This is a genomic window from Ruegeria sp. AL12, assembly GCF_056540885.1.
Map to the genome: position 1 here is coordinate 26,597 of NZ_JBQFXN010000009.1, position 17,138 is coordinate 43,734.

The 17,138-nt window shown below is 58.6% G+C and carries 18 protein-coding genes; 6 read left to right on the forward strand and 12 right to left on the reverse strand.

The window, feature by feature from the left end; translation table 11 throughout:
- The 5 genes from ACR0C6_RS17785 to ACR0C6_RS17805 all read right to left on the reverse strand — a co-directional run bounded on the left by ACR0C6_RS17785 (position 1) and on the right by ACR0C6_RS17805 (position 4,118).
- Positions 1–624, reverse strand: coding sequence for a LysE family translocator (locus ACR0C6_RS17785; protein ID WP_152459242.1), 624 nt, complete (start codon positions 622–624; stop codon positions 1–3).
- The gene (locus ACR0C6_RS17790) at positions 624–1,193 is read right to left on the reverse strand and encodes a helix-turn-helix domain-containing protein (protein WP_480620490.1); all 570 of its coding nucleotides are present in this window, start codon (positions 1,191–1,193) and stop codon (positions 624–626) included. The genes ACR0C6_RS17785 and ACR0C6_RS17790 overlap by 1 nt, the downstream gene beginning before the upstream one ends.
- 333 nt (positions 1,194–1,526) lie before the next feature.
- On the reverse strand, positions 1,527–2,276 hold the full coding sequence (locus ACR0C6_RS17795; protein WP_480620492.1) for a hypothetical protein: 750 nt from the start codon (positions 2,274–2,276) through the stop codon (positions 1,527–1,529).
- A gap of 141 nt (positions 2,277–2,417) precedes the next feature.
- Positions 2,418–2,873 carry a GAF domain-containing protein gene (locus tag ACR0C6_RS17800; protein ID WP_480620494.1) on the reverse strand — a complete coding sequence of 152 codons (456 nt, stop codon included), beginning with the start codon at positions 2,871–2,873 and terminating at the stop codon, positions 2,418–2,420.
- Positions 2,874–2,945: 72 nt separating this feature from the next.
- Positions 2,946–4,118 (reverse strand): thiolase family protein, encoded by a 1,173-nt coding sequence (locus ACR0C6_RS17805; protein WP_224858731.1) that lies wholly within the window; start codon positions 4,116–4,118, stop codon positions 2,946–2,948.
- A 103-nt stretch (positions 4,119–4,221) separates the two neighbouring features.
- Between ACR0C6_RS17805 and ACR0C6_RS17810 the strand changes: the two genes are divergently transcribed.
- From ACR0C6_RS17810 to ACR0C6_RS17820, 3 genes are all read left to right on the forward strand, one after another.
- Positions 4,222–4,560, forward strand: coding sequence for an STAS domain-containing protein (locus ACR0C6_RS17810; RefSeq protein ID WP_117872067.1), 339 nt, complete (start codon positions 4,222–4,224; stop codon positions 4,558–4,560).
- A 21-nt stretch (positions 4,561–4,581) separates the two neighbouring features.
- A complete protein-coding gene (locus tag ACR0C6_RS17815) occupies positions 4,582–5,031 on the forward strand; it encodes an ATP-binding protein (protein WP_480447391.1) in 450 nt (149 codons plus the stop codon).
- A 215-nt stretch (positions 5,032–5,246) separates the two neighbouring features.
- Positions 5,247–6,824 (forward strand): gamma-glutamyltransferase family protein, encoded by a 1,578-nt coding sequence (locus ACR0C6_RS17820; RefSeq protein WP_480620496.1) that lies wholly within the window; start codon positions 5,247–5,249, stop codon positions 6,822–6,824.
- Between the two features lie 35 nt (positions 6,825–6,859).
- Here the strand turns inward: ACR0C6_RS17820 and hspQ are convergent, their stop codons facing one another.
- Positions 6,860–7,186, reverse strand: coding sequence for a heat shock protein HspQ (gene hspQ, locus ACR0C6_RS17825; RefSeq protein WP_050604943.1), 327 nt, complete (start codon positions 7,184–7,186; stop codon positions 6,860–6,862).
- An 80-nt stretch (positions 7,187–7,266) separates the two neighbouring features.
- Here hspQ and ACR0C6_RS17830 point away from each other — a divergent pair, with 80 nt between their 5' ends.
- Positions 7,267–8,148, forward strand: a complete 882-nt coding sequence (locus tag ACR0C6_RS17830) for an AEC family transporter (RefSeq protein WP_480620498.1) — start codon at positions 7,267–7,269, stop codon at positions 8,146–8,148.
- 60 nt (positions 8,149–8,208) lie between these two features.
- Positions 8,209–8,790 (forward strand): transglycosylase SLT domain-containing protein, encoded by a 582-nt coding sequence (locus ACR0C6_RS17835; protein WP_152459251.1) that lies wholly within the window; start codon positions 8,209–8,211, stop codon positions 8,788–8,790.
- 14 nt (positions 8,791–8,804) lie between these two features.
- Here ACR0C6_RS17835 and ACR0C6_RS17840 read toward each other — a convergent pair whose 3' ends face one another.
- The 4 genes from ACR0C6_RS17840 to ACR0C6_RS17855 form a co-directional block, all read right to left on the reverse strand.
- Positions 8,805–9,401: a LolA family protein gene (locus ACR0C6_RS17840; RefSeq protein ID WP_170345603.1), complete on the reverse strand. Its 597-nt coding sequence runs from the start codon at positions 9,399–9,401 to the stop codon at positions 8,805–8,807.
- 39 nt (positions 9,402–9,440) lie between these two features.
- Entirely contained in the window at positions 9,441–12,362 is a 2,922-nt protein-coding gene (locus tag ACR0C6_RS17845; RefSeq protein ID WP_480447389.1) for a DNA translocase FtsK, read from the reverse strand.
- Positions 12,363–12,376: 14 nt separating this feature from the next.
- Positions 12,377–13,558, reverse strand: a complete 1,182-nt coding sequence (locus ACR0C6_RS17850) for an aminotransferase class I/II-fold pyridoxal phosphate-dependent enzyme (RefSeq protein WP_480447388.1) — start codon at positions 13,556–13,558, stop codon at positions 12,377–12,379.
- Positions 13,559–13,666: 108 nt separating this feature from the next.
- Positions 13,667–14,995, reverse strand: coding sequence for an amidase (locus tag ACR0C6_RS17855; RefSeq protein WP_480620500.1), 1,329 nt, complete (start codon positions 14,993–14,995; stop codon positions 13,667–13,669).
- An 88-nt stretch (positions 14,996–15,083) separates the two neighbouring features.
- On the opposite strand from ACR0C6_RS17855, the gene ACR0C6_RS17860 reads away from it, so the two are divergent.
- Entirely contained in the window at positions 15,084–16,310 is a 1,227-nt protein-coding gene (locus ACR0C6_RS17860; protein ID WP_480447386.1) for an FAD-dependent monooxygenase, read from the forward strand.
- Here ACR0C6_RS17860 and ACR0C6_RS17865 read toward each other — a convergent pair.
- Together ACR0C6_RS17865 and ACR0C6_RS17870 are read right to left on the reverse strand one after the other, a co-directional pair.
- Positions 16,307–16,492, reverse strand: coding sequence for a Trm112 family protein (locus ACR0C6_RS17865; protein ID WP_117872046.1), 186 nt, complete (start codon positions 16,490–16,492; stop codon positions 16,307–16,309). The genes ACR0C6_RS17860 and ACR0C6_RS17865 overlap by 4 nt on opposite strands.
- The gene (locus ACR0C6_RS17870) at positions 16,489–17,130 is read right to left on the reverse strand and encodes an LON peptidase substrate-binding domain-containing protein (protein WP_480447385.1); all 642 of its coding nucleotides are present in this window, start codon (positions 17,128–17,130) and stop codon (positions 16,489–16,491) included. Before ACR0C6_RS17870 ends, ACR0C6_RS17865 begins: the two co-directional genes overlap by 4 nt.
- Positions 17,131–17,138 lie beyond the last annotated feature (8 nt).

The following is a 17,138-nucleotide window of genomic DNA, read 5'->3' on the forward strand; positions in this document are numbered from 1 at the left end:
TTACCCCCTTGCCGCAGGCGCGGTGCTGGTTCCCAACAACACGCCGTAGATTATGAAACAGGCCGCCATCACCCGGCGCACCCAGATGTTGAACACTGCGCCCAGCGCCGCCTTGCCCATCAAAGCGCCCAACACGGTAAAACCGGTATAGCTGAGCGTTGTGATGAAAAGTGCGGTTGGCATGATCACGACCATCTGCTGCCAGATCGGCACGTCCGGCTGCACGAATTGCGAAAACGCGGCCAGATAGCCCGCGACGCTTTTTGGGTTGATCGTGGCCACTGCCAGCGCGTGCAGATAAACGTGCCGGGCCGGGCGTTCCGAGACCGGAGCGGGCTTGCCGGCATTCATCCATCCCCGCACGCCCAACCAGATCAGAAAGCCCGCGCCGACCAGCTTGGCCACGAAAAACCCGGTCGGAGAAGCGGCAATCAGGGCTGTGACGCCCAGCGCGGACAGAATCAAAAACATGCTGGCCTGCGTCAGTATGGCCAATACACCCATCATGGCCTTTGGAAACGGCAGGCTCATCCCGTTCGAGATGCAGTTGACCGCGTTCGGCCCCGGTGTGGTGACGAATACCACCCAGAACAGCGCGAAAATGGTCCAGGCCTCGAATGACATCAGTACACCGGCGGAGCAATGACCCATATGGCCACAGCAGGCTCTTCATAGGGGTTGGCCCATTGATAAGGTTCATGTTTGATCCGAAAACTGTCGCCTGGCCCCACGAGGAATTCACGCGACCCGATCGTCAGGTTCAATCGACCTGAAATCATATAGCCCACTTCCTGGGTCGGGCGGTTGGCCGGTGTCTGCATCCGTGAATTTGGCTCGAACGTGGAATGCACCATTTCGAAATCATCGGTCAGATCCGGCGACAGCAACTCTTCGATCAGGCCTTCTTCGCCCGACCCCATCGGGCGACGCGACCCGGCGCGCACAACATAGCCCAATTCGTCCGCAGGGGCGGCTGAATGCGCAAACAGCATCGACATTGGCACGCCAAGGCATTCTGCAATCTGGCGCAGGTCCGAGATTGAAGGCTCGGACAAATCGCGCTCGACCTGGCTCAACCAACCGACAGAGCGATCCAGCCGAGTTGCAATCTCGGTCAGGGTCAACCCTCGGGCCTTGCGCAAGGCCCTCAGGTCAGCACCAAGGGTCGCGCTTTGGGGGGCTTGGCTGTTCACAGGCCGCTCCGAATCTTGTGAAATTCTTCCTTCGTTTTTCACGATGGAGCAAGCTGGTGAAATTTCCAAGCATTTTTTCACGCTCGGTTTCATTTGGGTGTCGATTATCATCGTTTGCGAACGACAGAATTGAGGACCAGCAGGCGCACAGGCCTCTGAAACACCAGAAAATCCGCAGGGGTGCAGCAGCCGAATTTCAGTTTTTGCCGTACAAGGGCTTCATTTCAAAAAGACAGCACATATCGCTCCCCCGTGGCGCTGCGGCGACATGGGAAAACCTTCGCGACAGAGACAGCTCTGGAAAAGCCTGAATCGTGCAAAGCCCGCCCGGCTTCAGAATTGAAGGCCGGCAAAAACCTTCACTTCATCCAACACATGTTGAGGCCAACGACGGGTGAAACTGTCGGCGATCGTTTCACGCTTTTCCGGCTCAAGCCCGGCAAGCAAGCTGGGAAAGCGGCGGCGGTTTCTGGGCAGGGTCCACATTTCGATGCCGTTTTCGAAACAGTACCGGGCAAAACGCACGTCGACGAACTTCTCGCTGCCTTCCATGTATTCCAGTGTCGGGAACAGCGACCCGGACACCATGACGGTTCCGGTTCCCAGCTGGTGCACCCTGGTCGAGTAGGTCAGCCGTTGGTTCATACGCAACAACGTGCGCTGCCGGATGGACCTGGGCGTCGGGTGTGTGAACGTCGTGGCATGATAGCCGAAGACACGTTTTTCCAGTCCGACGCCCCGCGCCCGGCGTATGGTCTGACGGACATAGTTGTCCGCATATTCGATATCATCGTCGACCAGAAAAACGGTATCTGCCGGATCCGGCTGGAAAATGAACTTGCCGACATCCTTGTAATCCCGGTCGGGGATCACGGCGGTGACGTTGTCGAACTCGCCCAGAAAATCGGGAACTTCCTGATATTCGTTCAGGCAGATGAAAACTCTGTCGACCTGATGCGCGATGCTTGCCACTGAATGGGGCAATACGCCGATGCGATCCGGGAATGTCGCCATATGGGCGCGTCTGATCCCTTTTGGAGGCGCTTCATCCGCGACCGTCGGATTGATGTCAGACTCTTGCATCCCTGAGAAACACCCCAAAACGAAACTTCGCTATGGATTTTGATAGGAGATCGCTTCGAAGCCTGCAAGACGAAGTCAGCCGGGCCGTTCAATCGCCCGGGAATCCCTTGGGTTGATGCACATCCGCAACGACCGCAGCGGTCAGAGCCCGGCAAACACGGCGGTCAGGATGTCTTCCAGATTTTGCGCATCCTGTTGTGTGAAAGCACCCGGCTGGTCGCTGTCAATGTCAAAAACGGCGATGACTTGTCCCGACGAATCCCGCACGGGCAGAACCAGTTCGGACCGAGTTGAGCTGGCGCAGGCGATATGACCCGGAAACGCATCGACATCCGGCACCAGTTGCGTTTCGCCCGTTCTTGCGGCGGCACCGCAGACGCCCCGTTCGAACGGGATGACCAAACAACCATGCCCACCCTGATAGGGGCCGATCTTGAGAACGCCCGGTTCGGTGACACGGTAAAACCCGGTCCAGTCGAAACGATCGTCGGAATGGTGAACCTCGCAGGCGACAGTGGCCATAAGAGCAACCTGGTCCGTTTCGCCTTCGGTCAGGGCCGCGATGGTTTTGGCAAGCGTTTCATAATCGGCAGTCATTGATTGCAACCCCTTCGGATGGTCGGGGGCACGGCCCCCGAACCCCCGGAGTATTTGGAAAAAGATGAAGGGTCAAACGCGTTCGATGGCAATGGCCGTGCCTTCCCCCCCGCCAATGCAGATCGCCGCGACGCCCCGTTTGAGATTTCGTTTTTCCAGCGCATTCAACAACGTAACGATGATGCGGGCACCAGAGGCACCGATGGGATGGCCCAGGGCGCAGGCGCCGCCATTCACATTCACCTTGTCTCGCGGCAAGCCCATTTCGTGCATGAATGCCATCGGCACAACCGCGAAGGCCTCGTTCACTTCCCACAGGTCGACGTCATCCTTGCTCCAGCCAATGCGCGACAAGAGCTTCTGCGCCGCCGGAACCGGAGCCGTCGTGAAAAGGCCGGGGGCCTGAGCATGACTCGCATGACCCAAAATCCGGGCCCGAACCGTCATGCCCTGCGCTTCGGCGGTTTCTGCCGACGCAAGAACCAGCGCCGCCGCGCCGTCCGAAATCGAAGACGAGTTGGCCGCCGTTACCGTACCGTCCTTGCGGAAGGCAGGTTTCAGCGTCGGGATCTTCTCGGGGCGGGCGGATTTCGGCTGCTCATCTGACTTAAGCAGAATTTCACCCTTGCGGGTCCGGACGGTAACGGGCGTGATTTCCTGATCGAATGCGCCATTTTCCTGCGCAGACAGCGCGTTGGACAAAGATTGCAGCGCGTATTCATCCTGTGCTTCACGGGTGAACTGATACGCCTCGGCACAGTCTTCGGCGAAAGTCCCCATCAGGCGGCCTTTGTCATAGGCATCTTCAAGGCCGTCGAGGAACATGTGATCAACCACCTGGCCGTGGCCAATGCGGGCACCGCCGCGCATTTTGGGAAGAAGGTACGGCGCGTTGGTCATGCTTTCCATGCCGCCCGCAACCATCGTATCTGCGTGACCCAATGCAATTTGGTCAAAGGACATCATTGCCGCCTTCATCCCCGAACCACACATTTTGTTCAGCGTCGTGGCGGGAACCTCTTCGCCCAGCCCCGCCGCGAATCCGGCCTGCCGCGCAGGTGCCTGGCCCTGCCCCGCCGGCAAAACGCAGCCCATCAGCACTTCGTCGACCGTCTGCACCCCTGCCTGCTGCAAAGCCGCGCGGATTGCTTCGCCCCCGAGGTCAGCCGCAGCAACACCGTCAAACATGCCCTGAAACCCGCCCATCGGTGTACGGGCGGCCCCTGCTATAACAACGTCTCTCATCCGGGTTTTCCTCCTGCTTTCCAGCTCTTGAATACCGAATGGTAAGAATTGCCGTCTAGCGTATTTCTACGACTCAATTTTCAGTTTGGAAGGCGGCAGGATCATGGGGCTGACCAGCAAGACAACCGGCGAAACTCAGATCATCACCGTTCATGCCGACCGGATCGATGCTGCAATGGCCATTCAGTTCAAGGAAGACATGCGCGCCAATACCGAGGACAGCGCTCATCGCGTTGTTCTGGATCTGTCCGATGTCGAGTTCATTGACTCCAGCGGTCTGGGTGCAATCGTTGCCTCAATGAAACAGCTGGGCAAGGACCGGAGGCTTGATCTGGCCGGATTGCAGCCAGTGGTCGAAAAAGTTTTTCGCCTGACACGCATGGATACGGTTTTCAGGCTTTTTGAAACACTGGATGACGCGTTGTCAGAGACGGACGCCTGACGGCAGCAGGGGATAGATGGCGTGGAGCCGATTGAAAACAAGACCTGTCTGGAATTGACCTTCCCTGCGACGGAATCAGAGGCCAGCGAGGGCATTGCAAAGCTCAGCGTCGGTCTGGCGGAACGGGGATTGCCCCCGCATAAAGCCGGTGATGTGAAGATTGCTTTGGCTGAAGCCATCAACAATGTCGTGGAACACGCTTACAATGGCATCGCCGCGGCCAAGGTTCAGGTCACCTGCCGGCTGGACAGGGATCTTCTGGACATCTTGATCTCGGATACGGGGCGCCCGCTGCCTGGATACCGACTTCCGGATGGCACCCCTGCTCCGATTGGAACGGATCTGCAAGACCTCCCCGAAGGTGGGTTCGGCTGGTTCCTGATTCATCGCCTCACCAGTGATATCAGGTACGAGCGGCGCGGGGGATGCAATCGTCTGTCCCTACGGTTTGACTTTGAACCCAACGAGTGATCGACCACAATTGGTCACAATAAGGTCATTTTCGAAACATTGTCGCGCCGCAAACAACCAGCATACAGTGACTCGTAGCTCAGATAGCTTCCCTCGGCGCCACATATCACAGCCCCCACCCAGTGAATGGCGCCGAGGACTTCCCACCCTGAAATCGCTGGACAATCGCTGATCAGTGAATAGCTTTCTCTTGTTCCAACGAGAGAGAATTCGCCATGCGTGATCTGCATAGCCCGGGCCGATCCGAAGTTTTTGCCACGCAAGGCATGTGCGCGACGTCGCATCCGCTGGCGGCCAAAGTGGCCATCGATATCTTGGGCCAGGGCGGCAACGCGATGGATGCCACGATTGCCGGGGCTGTTCTTTTGGGGATTTGCGAACCTCAGATGACCGGATTGGGCGGCGATTGCTTCGTTCTGTTCAATCGCGCCGGCGAAAGCAGGATACGCGCGCTCAACGGATCGGGTCGCGCACCGGCTGCCGCGCATTCCCAGGTGTTGCGCGATCAGGGCCTGTCATCCGTACCTTTGGATGGGCCGGATGCCGTGACCATTCCCGGAGCCGTCGATGCCTTCTGCCACCTGGCCCAGACCGAGGGTCGCCTGGGGCTGGGCGCGATTTTGAAACCGGCGATTCACTATGCTGAAGCGGGTGTTCCGGTGGCTCCTCGGGTCGCTTTCGATTGGAAATCGGGTGCCGCAACACTTCAGGGCGCCGCCCGCGACCACTATCTGATCGGCGGGCAAGCCCCGTCGATCGGGCAGGTTTTCCGTGCGCCGGGACAGGCGGAGGTATTGCGCCAGATCGCGGCCCACGGGCGCGACGCGTTCTATTCAGGTGAAATCGCCGACGATATGATCACCGCGCTTTCGGAAAGGGGTGGTGTCCATTCCTCTGAGGATTTTCATCACACAAGATGTACTGAAACGCAGCCGATACACGGGGCCTACAAAGGTGTGGATCTGGTGGAACATCCGCCGAACGGCCAGGGCGCAACCGCGATTTTGCTGCTGAATATCCTCAAGCATTTTGACATGGCCTCGATGGATCCATTCGGAGCAGAGCGTATTCATATCGAAGCCGAGGCCACCAAACTGGCCTATGACGCTCGAAACCGGTTCATCGCGGATCCCGACCACATGGCAAGAGTGGAGCGCTTTCTGGATCCGGATATCGCTGCCAGACTGGCTGCTTTGATCGATCCCCAAAAGGCGATGCCTGCTGCGGCGCCTCTGACCGAAGCGGTTCACAAGGACACGGTTTACATCACCGTCGTCGACCGCGACCAAATGGCTGTTTCGCTGATCTATTCGATCTTTCACAGCTTTGGATCCGGTATCGCGTCGGAAAAATACGGCATATTGCTGCAAAACCGCGGGGCTGGATTCACATTGCAACCCGGCCACCCCAACGAACTGGGCGGCGGCAAACGCCCGATGCACACGATCATTCCGGGAATGTTGGCGCAGAACGGTCGGGTCACTATGCCGTTTGGTGTCATGGGCGGTGCCTATCAGCCAACCGGACACGCGCGTTTCGTGTCAAATCTTACCGATTTCGGGCTTGGGTTGCAGGAAAGCATCGATGCGCCGCGCGCTTTCTTCGACGGATCGGTTCTGAAACTGGAACGTGGGTACAGCGAGGCAATCGCGAAACAATTGTCCGATATCGGCCACAATATTGAAGTGCCGGAAACACCACTTGGCGGAGCGCAAGCGATCCGAATCCGAAACGACGGCGTTTTTGAAGGCGCCAGCGACCCACGCAAGGACGGCTGTGCGCTTGGATATTGATCTGCGGCAGACCTATGCCCGCCGGTTCGGCTCTGCTAGTTCAGGTGGAAATGCAGAGGGTATGCACCATCTTCGAACGGTCCGAACATATTGGGAATATCCGGGTGCTCGACCGGTTCGCCTGAATAGTCAGCAACCAGATTTTGTTCTGAAACATAAGCAACATAGAAGGATTGGTCGTTCTCGGCCAGCAGGTGGTAGAACGGTTGCTCTTTCCTTGGGCGGCTGTCTTCCGGAATTGCCTGATACCATTCTTCAGTATTCGAAAACTCGGGATCCACGTCAAAAATCACCCCTCGAAAAGGGTGTTTCTTGTGACGAACCACCTGGCCCAAGCCGTATTTTGCACGTGTCTTTAGCATTGTATCAGCCCCCAACACTTTTTTTACCCGTTTCCGGGCGGAAAAGCCAATCATTGATGTGAAAATCAGGGAAACAGTCTGTGAACCTTATACTGACAGTGTTCGAAATCGTGGCGCCGGTTTTTCTGTTGGCGGCTGTTGGTTTTACATGGGTCAAGCTGGGTTTCGAATACCGCCTGCAATTCGTCACGCGCTTTGCAACGATGCTGGCAATGCCCAGTCTGATCTTTGTTGCCCTGATGCAAACCGAAATCTCGGGCAATGATCTGTCGCGCTTCACGATGGCGACGCTGGTCGCAAATCTGCTGCTGGTGGTTGTGTTCTGGTTGATCGTTCGAGGGCTGAGACTGGACCCGCGAACATATCTGTCGCCTTTGATCTTCGGCAATACCGGAAATCTGGGCCTGCCGCTGTGTATCTTTGCCTTTGGTCAGATTGGTCTGGGATATGCTGTTGTCTTTCTGTCAGTTACCGCATTGTTTTCTTTCACTTACGGGATTTATCTGGTCGCTGGGAAAGGGGCGTGGGGACAGGTTGCGCGCCAACCTATGGCCTGGGCGACGATCCTTGGCGCAGTGTTTTTGTGGCAAGGATGGCAGACGCCGACATTTCTGACCAACACGCTGGAGCTTTTGGGGCAAATGGCTGTTCCGCTGATGTTGGTCACGTTGGGTGTGGCAATCGCCCGTCTGACCTCGCACAGCTTGGGGCGGGCGCTGTGGCTGTCAGCGCTGAAACTGGCGGTGTGCTTTACGCTGGGATGGGGAATAGGGAGATGGTTTGATTTGGATACGATCGCATTTGGCGTTCTGGTTCTTCAAATCTGTACGCCGGTTGCCGTAACCTCTTACCTGTTGGCCGAACGGTTTGGGGCCGATTCCGACGCCGTCGCCGGCATGGTCATGGTGTCCACAGTGCTTTCCGTAGCGGCGTTACCGGCTGTTCTGGCTATCATTTTATAGCGATTGTGATTTCCTCAGCGCTCAATCTGCGCTAGAATAAACAAAAAAGGCACGAGGCACATGAGCAGAATTCTTTTCGTACTCCTAGGGGTGCTGCTTCTGGCATCCTGTGGGGGCGGCTCTAAACAGCCGCCCAGCAGATTAAACGATGCGTGCAGTATTGCGCGTGAAAAACCCGACTATATCAAAGCCTTCAAGAACACCGAGCGCAAATGGGGCGTACCGGTTCACGTTCAGATGGCGACCATCTATCAGGAAAGCCGCTATCGGCATGATGCGCGCACTCCGCATAGATACGTATTGGGCGTCATCCCGATGGGTCGTCAAAGCAGCGCTTACGGCTATGGTCAGGCACTGGACGGCACATGGGAACAGTACCAGCGTGAAACAGGAAAACGCCGGGCCAAGCGCGATCGCATCCGCGACGCCTCGGATTTTATCGGCTGGTACATGAACAAAAGCTACGAGCGAAACGGTATCCACCCGGCAGATACGCGCAATCAATACCTGGCCTATCACGAAGGTCACACAGGGTACGCCCGTGGCAGCTACAACAGCAAATCCTGGTTGTTGAACGTTGCAAATGACGTAGACGCACGCGCACAACTATATCAGGCACAGTTGGCGAACTGCCGGTATTGATACGTACAAGTGGGTCAGCGATTGCCTGACCCGCTTCTCTTTTTGTCCGAGAACAGCTTCTGATCAAGGCGACCGCCTTCATTCAGGGCGCCCAGCAATACCGTTGTCTGGCTGCCCGCATTGTCGTGTATCACCCATTTGCGCAGCTCGACCGGATTGTCCGTGAACATCAGTTCGATCCGGCCCGCTTCGGGGTTCTTGGGATCCTGCGCGGTGACGACGGTGGCCGTGCCGTCAAAGCTGTGACCTACAACCATATTCGCCTGGCTCAGGTTCACGTTGCGCGCCAGCACGATGGACAGTGGTGTGCGCTTAAGCGGGTATTGCTCGGGCGGCTGGTTCGATTTCGGATCAAAGATCTGAACACTTCCGGATCTCGCCAGCACCACGGCACTGTTGGGCGGGTCATATTCAAACCGCATCTTGCCGGGGCGCTGCATCCACAGCTTGCCGGTGCTCAGCGAGCCATCGTCATTCACCTGGGTGAATGTCGTCTGAACCGTCTTCAACCCGTTCAGGTAATTGGAAATCTGCGAGAGCGGCAGCTTCTCCGCCGCCCATGCGGCGGGTGCGGCCAGTGTCAAAGCAAGGGCAAAAGCAATCTGTTTCATGCCGTACAGATAGGTCTTCTGCCCTTGTTATTAAATATCCTATTGCTCGGGGACGAGGATTTCGCGTTTCCCGACATGATTTGCTGACGAAACAACACCTTCGTCTTCCATTTGCTCAACCAGCCGCGCAGCTTTGTTGTAGCCGATGGCAAGTTTTCGCTGAATATACGAGGTCGAGCATTTGCGATCCTTGATCACGATTGCCACCGCCTGATCGTACAACGCGTCCTCTCCGTTCGTATTGCCGCCAGTGTTCAGGCCCAAAACGGCATCGATATTGTCAGCCTTTTCCTCGGCCGGACCGTCGACGACACCGCCAATGTAGTCCGGCGGACCGAACTGTTTCAGGTGGTTGACAACTTCCTCGACCTCTTCATCCGAGACAAAGGGCCCGTGGCAGCGGGTAATCTTGGCACCGCCGGCCATGTAAAGCATGTCGCCCTGCCCCAGCAGCTGTTCGGCCCCCATTTCACCCAGAATCGTGCGGCTGTCGACCTTCGACGTCACCTGGAAGGAAATCCGCGTTGGGAAGTTCGCCTTGATCGTACCGGTGATCACGTCAACCGAGGGGCGCTGTGTGGCCATGATCAGGTGAATGCCCGAGGCCCGCGCCATCTGCGCCAGACGCTGGATGCAGGCTTCGATTTCCTTTCCCGCCACCATCATCAGGTCGGCCATCTCATCGACGATGACGACGATATAGGGCATCGCTTCGGGCGCGAATTCTTCTGTCTCGAACGTTGGTTCACCGGTTTCATCGTCAAACCCGGTTTGCACCGTGCGGCTGAACATCTCGCCTTTGGCCAGCGCATCCTTCACCCGGCCGTTATAGCCCGCGATGTTGCGGACACCCATTTTGGACATCTTGCGATAGCGATCTTCCATCTCGCCCACGACCCATTTCAGGGCAACCACCGCCTTTTTCGGGTCGGTTACAACGGGCGACAGCAGATGCGGGATGCCGTCATAGACCGACAGTTCCAGCATCTTCGGGTCGATCATGATCAGGCGGCATTCATCCGGCGTCAGCTTGTACAGCAGCGACAGGATCATGGTGTTGATCGCCACCGACTTACCGGAACCGGTTGTACCAGCAATCAGTAGGTGAGGCATCTTGGCGAGGTTTGCCACGACGGACTCGCCGCCGATATCCTTGCCCAAGGCCAACGGCAGTGCCTGGTTGCCATCGCCAAAATCGCGGCTGGCCAGGATTTCGCGCAGAACCACCATTTCGCGGTTTTCGTTCGGCAGTTCGATGCCGATCACCGAACGGCCCGGAAGGGTCGAAACCCGCGCTGACAGTGCCGACATCGAACGCGCGATGTCATCGGCCAGGCCGATCACGCGGCTTGCCTTCAGCCCCGGAGCGGGCTCCAGTTCGTACATGGTGACGACCGGGCCGGGTCGAACGCTGACGATCTCACCCTTGACGCCGTAATCATCCAGCACGTTTTCCAGCATCCGCGCGTTTTCTTCCAAGGCTTCATCGCTCAGATGGTGGCGCTGAATGCTGGCCGGATTCGACAAAAGGCCCAGAGGTGGCAGTTCGAAGTCCGAGTGCCGCTCTTCAAAGGATAATGCAGGCTGTGTCTCGGCCTGTGCGCGGCGAGACGGTTGCGGTGTGCGGCGTACTGGTTGCGCGACCACGGGCTTGCGCGGCTCGGCCACCGGGATTTTCATCGCCGGGCGTGGTTGCAAAACAGCTTCTTCGACATCCTCGAATACCTCGTCCTCCAGATCCGGCTCGGGTGTATAGTGGTTCCGCATGGGTTCGGGCGCTTTTTCAAACGGCGTGGATTCTTGCCAGTCTGGCATGTCACCCGCTGTTACGGGCGGCTCGGGCGGCAGTCCTGCTGCTGTCACCGGCGGTTCCATTGGCAGGCCATCCGGCTGGCTTGCGTTCAGGATCAGCGGGCCCGGGCGACGGCCACGGCCCTTGGTCAGCGGAAGGTTCGGGTCGGGTTCGGGTGTCAACTCACCGGTGGCCACTTTTCGATTGCGCACAGCGGCCGAGATTTTCGAACGGATGCGATCTTCACCCGGCATTTCGTCGAAACCCGCGATTGGTTCCGGATCGACCAGCTCTGGCTCGGGCATGGGATCGGGACGCCTGATGAGTGACGGCATGCGCGCCAACAAACCGGACTTGACCGGAGGTTCGGGACTTTCCAGTTCAGGTTCTTCAAAGATTGGATCGGCATAAGCCAGATCATCCTCGAACACGGCCTCGGCCGCTGCGGTTCGCGCAAGTTTGCGCTCTTCCCATTGCGCGCGACGATCTCGCGCTGCCTGCGCAGCCGAAGCTGCACCACGGCCCATCAGGGTCATCAGCATGTCATATGCCATCACAAGCCCCAGCAGGAAGGCGCGGAAACCCCGCTTGACATCGGTTTTGGTGAAACCCAGCACAAAAATACCCAGTGCAATCATCCCGACCGCCATGGCCAGCGACATCAGCTTCACCAGAAAATGTGACGAAATCGGCAGCAGCGTCAGCAACGCGCCCATGACCGTATCGCCGAACAAACCGCCCAGACCATAGCTGTGGGTCGCGCGCCAGTCTGCATCAGGAACGAGGGTTGCGGCATACACCGAGACGACGGCGATCCAGATCGGCGCAAAGATCAGACGCGCAATGGCGCGATCTTCGCCGAAATGGCCCGCAAACCGAAATCCCCAACCGATCAGAACCAATGCGATGCCCCAGCTTCCCCAGCCGACGATCATGAACAAGGGCGCGGCGATCGAGGCCCCAATCCGCCCCATCCAATTTTGCACCGGCGCGTCGGTGGACACCATCCAGTTTGGATCATCGGGCGTGTAGGACCAGATCATCGCGGCCGCAGCCAAACCCAGCAGGATCAGGGCGATGCCAATCAACTCCTTGCTGCGTCGCTCCAGGGCTGCCTGCGTTGTGCTGTCCAGCAATGGATCGCGGTTGCGCGCGTTATATGATGCCATTTTGCCCTCGTACCTCACGAATAGATGCAGTCGCGGAGTGTGATCAGACCACGCTGCAACTCTGTTTTTGGGGCCACCAATGCAGCCCGGATAAATCCTTCGCCCGGGTTCTTTCCCGGATCGCCTTGTGAAAGATATGCGCCCGGCAGGACCCGGACACCGGTTTCCTTCCAGACTTTCAATGCGGTGTCTTCACCATTCTCGACCGGCAGCCACAGAAAGAACCCGGCCTCGGGCGGCATATAGCCCTGCACGCCTGCGAATACCTCATCCGCAATGGCGTATTTTTCCTGATACAGCGCGCGGTTTTGCCGAACGTGTTCCTCATCCGCCCAAACCTTTGCCGCGGCAGCTTGCAAGGGCAGAGGCAGAGGCGACCCTGCATATGTGCGCAACTGCTTGACCTGTTTGATCGTCTTTGGACCACCTGCGACAAGCCCCGATCGCAAGCCGGCCAGGTTTGAACGTTTGGAAAGTGAGTTGAACAGCGTGATCCGTTCGGGATCAGCGCCCAGTTCCTGCGCGACAGTCAGAATACCTGTCGGGGCTTCTTCACGGTAAATCTCGGAATAACATTCATCCGCAAAAATACGGAAATCGTACTGCTCGGCCAGACGGATCAGGTCAGCCCAATACTCGCGCGAGGCAACGGCCCCCTGCGGATTGGCGGGCGAACAGATATAGGCCACGGCGGTGCGATTCAGCACGTCCGCAGGCAGGCCGGCATAGTCCGGCAGATGGCCCGTCGCGGCGGTGGCGGGCACAAAATAGGGCTGCGCGCCCACCGACAGCGAGGCGACCATGTAGACCTGATAAAACGGATTTGGGCACAGGATGATCGGCTGCTGACCGTTCTTCTGTTCCGGGCACAAAGCCATGGCGGCGTTGTATAGCCCCTCGCGCGTGCCGTTCAGCGCCATCACGTTGGCATCAGGGTCCATCTGAACCCCATATCGCCGCTTGATCCAATCCGTGATCGCCGTGCGCAGGTCATCCGACCCTTCGTTCGGGGGATATCCCTGAAACCCGGCGGCGTTTTCCATGATGACATCCGTCACCCAAGCCGGAAATTCATGTGTCGGCGCACCAATGGTCATGTGAACGACATCACCGCCCGGCTGGTGGTGATCCAACAGGGCGCGCAGACGCGGGAATGCATAAGCCGGTAGGTTCGAAAACCGCTCGGGGAAAACCATGGTACTGCCTCAATATCGGGGTCATTGGCGCCCCGTTTTTTTGGCAGATTACAGTCCGTGTGCCTCTTCGTCCAGACAAAGAGGTTCCGAATCAGGGGATTGTGGCATTCAGGCCAGCACCGTTTCCGCTGCCGAACCCAGCCGCAACAACGCCTCTTCCGAGCCGGGATAGCCCAGCATCATCAACCCGCAGCCGGGCGTTCCGGTGGGCAGGCTCAGCGCCGCCAGCCCCATCAGATTGCCAATCCGCGTGTTCCGCAGGGCCAGAAGATTCTCGGTTACGTAATAGTCGTGATCGCTGAGCAAGCGCTCCAGATTGGGCGGCAAAATCGGCGCTGTCGGCGCCAGAACCGCGTCAAACCCGGCGGTTGCCGCGTCCCAGGCGCTGCGGCATGCCTTGAGTTTGGCCCAGGCTGCCACATAGTCGGGGCCCGAATAGCCCATGCCAATGCGGAAGCGTTCGAGAATCTCGGGATACATTGCCTCGGGATTGGCTTCGATGACATCGCGCCACAGCCCATAGGCCTCGGTCGTGTATACGATGCTGGTCAACGTCATGGCCTCGTTCAACTCGGGCACTTCCAACGGCACGATCTCGGCCCCCGCGTCCGCAAGTTTGGCTACGGCTTCGTCATATGCCTTGCGCGGTGTGTCGCGCAGGTCGTCCTTGGCGATGTTCTGCAAATCGGCAAAACGGCGTCCTTTCAGCGAAGCGCCGCGCAGATCGGCAGGCGTTCCCCCCTCGAGCAGAGCCAGCACATGCGCTGCGTCCTCGACCGAACGCGCCACAGGTCCAACCGTGTCGAAACGCAGGCACAGCGGCACCACACCTTCCAGGCTGAGCCGCCCCGCAGTGGTTTTCAGCCCCACCAGATCATTCCAAGCCGCCGGGATACGCACCGAACCACCCGTGTCCGAGCCGATGCCACACGCCGCCAACCCCCAGGCGACCGAGGCCGCCGCCCCCGAAGATGACCCCCCGGGCACTGCCGCCTCGTCATGAATGCAGGGCGGGGTTTCGGTGATCGGATTCAACCCAAGGCCGGAAAAGGCCAGCTCGCTCATATGCGTCTTGCCCAGGCAAATGGTGCCCATCTGAGTCGCATTGCGCAGCACCAGCGCATCCGCATCCGGCACGCGATCCTTCAGCAGAGCCGAACCCGCCTCGGTCACGGTGCCGGCGGTGTCGAACAGGTCTTTCCAACTGATCGGGACCCCGTCCAGCAGCGACCGGCGCAGGCCCAGTTGCGCGCGTTGCCGAGCGGCTTCAGCCTCGGCCCGGGCGCGGTCATGGGTGACGCGGGCATAGATGCGGTCCCGATGCGGATGAGCGTCAATAGCGGACAGGTAGGTTTCCGTCAGTTCGACCGGATCGATCTGACCCATGCCAATGCCACGGCCCAAATCACACGCGGTCATTGTCAACCAATCCTGCATCTCATCCCTCCTGGTTTTTCGGCTTTGGGTGACGGTAGCGACAGGACTGCACATGGACAATCCCGAAAGGGCGCGCATATTGCAGGGCATGACACAGGCTTCTGACATTCTGATCGTGGGCGGCGGGTTGAACGGCCCTGCTTTGGCGCTGGCACTGGCACAAACCGGTCATTCGGTCACGGTGATCGATGCGCTGGCCGAAAAGGTGCGCAAGAACGCGGCATTCGACGGGCGCGCCTATGCGCTGGCTCTGGCCTCACAGCGGTTGTTGGATGCCATCGGCATTTGGGACCGCGTCGCGCAGCACGCCCAACCGATGCTGGAAATCAAGGTCACAGATGGCCATGCCGGAACGGGGCCATCGCCTTTTTTCATGCATTTCGACCATGCCGAGATCGAAGAAGGCCCGATGGGATATATGGTCGAGGATCGCCACCTGCGCCGTGCTTTTCTGGACGCGATGGCCGAAGAGCCGCGCATCACCCAGGTAAGCGGCAAATCCGTCGTTTCGCAACAGGCCGACACGGCCAGCGTGACCGTGACGTTGGATGACGGCACAACTCTGGGCGGCAGCCTGCTGGTTGGCTGTGACGGTCGCCGCAGCGGAACCGCGTCACGGGCCGGCATCAAGCGCACCGGTTGGGATTACGGCCAGACGGCATTGGTCTGCGCCATCGAACATGAGCTGCCACATAATGGCATTGCACATCAGTTTTTCATGCCACCCGGTCCGCTGGCGATTCTGCCGTTGACCGGCAATCGCAGTTCCATCGTCTGGAGCGAACGCACCGACACCGCACAGCACATCAACGCCCTGCCCGAGGATGACTACGTGCAAGTGCTGCGCCCGCGATTTGGCGATTTTCTTGGTGAAATCAGTCTGGCGGGTGATCGTTTCACTTATCCGCTGAACCTGACCATCGCCAATTCCTTCATCAGTGATCGCATGGCGCTGGTCGGGGATGCCGCGCACGGAATGCACCCCATTGCCGGTCAGGGCCTGAATGCGGGCCTGCGCGATGTCGGCGCTCTGGCTGAGGTTCTGACTTTGGCGGGACGGCGCGGCGAGGATATCGGCTCGCTTATGGTTTTGGAGCGCTATCAGGAATGGCGCCGTTTCGACACGGCCTCGCTGGCGATGGCGACGGATGTCTTCAACAAGCTGTTTTCCAACGACAACCCGCTGCTGCGGCTTGGACGTGACATTGGCATGGGGGTTGTGGGCGCTTTGCCCGGCCTCCGTCGCGGTTTCGTTCGCGAAGCGGCCGGGCTGACCGGGGATCTGCCCAGGCTGTTGCAAGGGCGCCCGATTTAATCCAGCTTCCTGGCCTCGTCGACCAGCATGACCGGAATGCCGTTGCGGATGGGAAAAGCCAAACCCGCCGCTTTCGAAACGAGCTCTCGCTTTTCGGCGTCATAGTGCAGGGTCGTATGTGTCTGCGGGCAGATCATCGCCTCGAGCATGTGGCGATCAAAGGCGTGTTCAGGGTCGGTCATTGCAGTTTTTCCTCGTTTGATCCGCCGCGCAAGGCGAATTCAATCAGCGTCACCAACGTTTCGCGCCGGGTGCGCAGGCAGGGGGCTTCCAGCAGGGCCTGTTTGTCTTCGGGGTCGAAATCCAGAAGCATAGACAATGAATTCACCAAAAGCTCATCCTCTGCGTCCTTGAGCGAATCCCAATCGGTGGACAATTGACGGGACGAAAAGAAACGCTCCAACAATGTCAGAAACGCGTTGCGGTCAAACCCGTTGTCTTTCTCGGCCTTTCCCAGATCACGGTCGAACCCGTCCCACGAGACCGCGCACCTCCGGTAGGGCGTGAACGAGTCCATCTCTGACATGACCCTGAACCGGGATATACCGGTCAACGTGATCAGGTACCGGCCATCTTCGGTTTCCGAAAACTGCGTCACCCGCCCTGCGCATCCGATACGGTGCAGCTTGTCTTCGTCATTGACCGAAGGATTGGGCTGAACCATTGCGATCAACCGTTCCTTGGTTTTCAGCGCGTCGTCCAGCATCTGAAGGTAGCGCGGCTCGAATATGTGAAGCGGCAAGCGCGAGCGGGGCAGCAGCAGTGCCCCGGGCAATGGAAAAACGGATACCGTATCCGGCAGGTCGGCGGGGTGCATCATGTACCCAA

What these genes read in the sequence shown, in the direction of transcription:
- ACR0C6_RS17785 (WP_152459242.1), bottom strand. Translation starts at nt 624, where the DNA reads ATGTCATTCGAGGCCTGGACCATTTTCGCGCTGTTCTGGGTGGTATTC.
- ACR0C6_RS17795 (WP_480620492.1), bottom strand. Translation starts at nt 2,276, where the DNA reads ATGCAAGAGTCTGACATCAATCCGACGGTCGCGGATGAAGCGCCTCCA.
- ACR0C6_RS17800 (WP_480620494.1), bottom strand. Translation starts at nt 2,873, where the DNA reads ATGACTGCCGATTATGAAACGCTTGCCAAAACCATCGCGGCCCTGACC.
- ACR0C6_RS17805 (WP_224858731.1), bottom strand. Translation starts at nt 4,118, where the DNA reads ATGAGAGACGTTGTTATAGCAGGGGCCGCCCGTACACCGATGGGCGGG.
- ACR0C6_RS17810 (WP_117872067.1), top strand. Translation starts at nt 4,222, where the DNA reads ATGGGGCTGACCAGCAAGACAACCGGCGAAACTCAGATCATCACCGTT.
- ACR0C6_RS17820 (WP_480620496.1), top strand. Translation starts at nt 5,247, where the DNA reads ATGCGTGATCTGCATAGCCCGGGCCGATCCGAAGTTTTTGCCACGCAA.
- hspQ (WP_050604943.1), bottom strand. Translation starts at nt 7,186, where the DNA reads ATGCTAAAGACACGTGCAAAATACGGCTTGGGCCAGGTGGTTCGTCAC.
- ACR0C6_RS17835 (WP_152459251.1), top strand. Translation starts at nt 8,209, where the DNA reads ATGAGCAGAATTCTTTTCGTACTCCTAGGGGTGCTGCTTCTGGCATCC.
- ACR0C6_RS17840 (WP_170345603.1), bottom strand. Translation starts at nt 9,401, where the DNA reads ATGAAACAGATTGCTTTTGCCCTTGCTTTGACACTGGCCGCACCCGCC.
- ACR0C6_RS17845 (WP_480447389.1), bottom strand. Translation starts at nt 12,362, where the DNA reads ATGGCATCATATAACGCGCGCAACCGCGATCCATTGCTGGACAGCACA.
- ACR0C6_RS17850 (WP_480447388.1), bottom strand. Translation starts at nt 13,558, where the DNA reads ATGGTTTTCCCCGAGCGGTTTTCGAACCTACCGGCTTATGCATTCCCG.
- ACR0C6_RS17855 (WP_480620500.1), bottom strand. Translation starts at nt 14,995, where the DNA reads ATGCAGGATTGGTTGACAATGACCGCGTGTGATTTGGGCCGTGGCATT.
- ACR0C6_RS17860 (WP_480447386.1), top strand. Translation starts at nt 15,084, where the DNA reads ATGACACAGGCTTCTGACATTCTGATCGTGGGCGGCGGGTTGAACGGC.
- ACR0C6_RS17865 (WP_117872046.1), bottom strand. Translation starts at nt 16,492, where the DNA reads ATGACCGACCCTGAACACGCCTTTGATCGCCACATGCTCGAGGCGATG.
- ACR0C6_RS17870 (WP_480447385.1), bottom strand. Translation starts at nt 17,130, where the DNA reads ATGATGCACCCCGCCGACCTGCCGGATACGGTATCCGTTTTTCCATTG.